At 46.6% G+C, this 1,466-nt stretch carries 1 protein-coding gene and 3 pseudogenes; 2 read left to right on the top strand and 2 right to left on the bottom strand.

All coding sequences use genetic code 11. From position 1 onward, the window contains the following. A pseudogene (locus C8R14_RS13900) lies at positions 1-195 on the top strand (IS481 family transposase); the annotation flags it as partial. Positions 196-202: 7 nt separating this feature from the next. Further along, positions 203-334, top strand: a pseudogene (locus C8R14_RS13285) (IS5/IS1182 family transposase); the annotation flags it as partial. Between the two features lie 14 nt (positions 335-348). On the opposite strand, the gene C8R14_RS13280 reads toward C8R14_RS13285, so the two are convergent. Together C8R14_RS13280 and C8R14_RS13275 are read right to left on the bottom strand one after the other, a co-directional pair. Then, the gene (locus C8R14_RS13280; protein WP_011635387.1) at positions 349-1,224 is read right to left on the bottom strand and encodes an alpha/beta hydrolase; all 876 of its coding nucleotides are present in this window, start codon (positions 1,222-1,224) and stop codon (positions 349-351) included. Positions 1,225-1,380: 156 nt separating this feature from the next. Beyond that, positions 1,381-1,466, bottom strand: a pseudogene (locus C8R14_RS13275) (IS5/IS1182 family transposase); the annotation flags it as partial.

Below are 1,466 nucleotides of genomic sequence, written 5' to 3'. Positions count from 1 at the left end.
AAACGGTATTATTACGACTCACACGATCAGTTGAAGGCCCATCTCCATCGCTTTGTGATGGCTTATAACTTCGCCAAAAGACTAAAAGCTCTCAAAGGCCTAACACCCTATGAATACATCTGCAAAATCTGGAAAAATGAGCCAGATCGTTTTATCTTTGATCCATTCCAGCACACCGTGGGACTAAACATCTAAGGTCATATGGATTATGGGGCGTAGTTTCGTGTGGCTAGAAAAGAATCGGCGGCTGTGGAAAAACTGTGAGCGATTGCTCAATACCAGCTTACAGTTCATTCATTTGGCATTTCTGGCAATCCTGCCAAAAAGCGTTTGAATGAGTTCTAAGAATTATCGTCTTTGCAGATAAATCGAAAGAAAATCAGCGATATGTTCTTCGTAACTTTCACCTGCATAGGTATGCATATTATAGTGACCCGCACCCTCGACAATCCAGAGCTCCTTTGGAGGCAGCGCTGCGTCGTACAGCCTTCTTGCTTCAGACTGAGTTGTATGTTCGTCAAGCGTTCCCGTGATGAACAGCACGGGAACGGCGAGGTTGCCAATCCGTTCGACGGGATTTAAGTTATCCACCGGCAGCTCAAGCAAAAAGGAAAAATAAGGAAGCAGCAGAAACTGAAGGCTTTCCCCAAATTCACCCAAATGCAATCTAAGCCGATTTGCAACTGCTTCCGTGAAAGTGGGGTGTAATGATTCTAGTATCATGGCATTGAGTTTCAACGGAGGATCAGCCAGCACAATAGCTGCTGCGCCAAGTGTTGCGCCAATGGCGCCGATGCAATCATGCGGAAAAGTGTCCCGGAGATAGGTTACTGCAGCAGCGACATCTGCTGACTCGCGCGCGCCGAAGGTGATGCGATCTCCCGGCGTCTCTCCGTGTGCCTGCAGGTCGATCATGAGTATATGGTAGCCTAGGCTATTGAGAAATCTCGCACGGCCCAGCATTTCAAGCCGGTTACTGCGCATCGAGTGTACAAGCAAAACGGCACCATGCCCGTTTATCCCACGTGCCAGCCAGCCATGTACAACATAATCATTATTCACAGGGATCTGGATCGCTTCCACCGGGAAATCCGGGAGCAAGGTCTCCACGGCAGTAGGTGCCGATCCAGTCACAATCTCGCCCAGTATGATAATTGCAGCAGTAACAATTACCAATACCGAGACAAGCTGGATTAATATCCAGCGAATTATCTGATAGCGCATTTCAAGCTGTAGTGGTTAAAAATGAGCTATTGTCAAATCTGGTGTATAGAGAATCAAGCGGCTACCTGTTTTCGATCTCCATTTTGTTTAACGCCGTTAACGAATTTGACGCCCTGCATAACATCCGCTAACAATTTATAGCCCCTTAGAATCTGTTTATGATCTTCTGAGTATCAGTGCCATGAAGGCCAGATGAATAAACTGCAAGCTGGTGTTAAGTTTACGCTCACAATTTTTCCATA

It is taken from the genome of Nitrosomonas eutropha, assembly GCF_003201195.1.
Taxonomy (GTDB): Bacteria; Pseudomonadota; Gammaproteobacteria; order Burkholderiales; family Nitrosomonadaceae; genus Nitrosomonas; species Nitrosomonas eutropha.
This window is presented reverse-complemented; position numbering and strand designations above follow the sequence as displayed.

Bases quoted from the DNA above. Each gene is read 5' to 3' on its own strand.
- C8R14_RS13280 (WP_011635387.1), bottom strand. From the start codon at position 1,224: ATGCGCTATCAGATAATTCGCTGGATATTAATCCAGCTTGTCTCGGTA.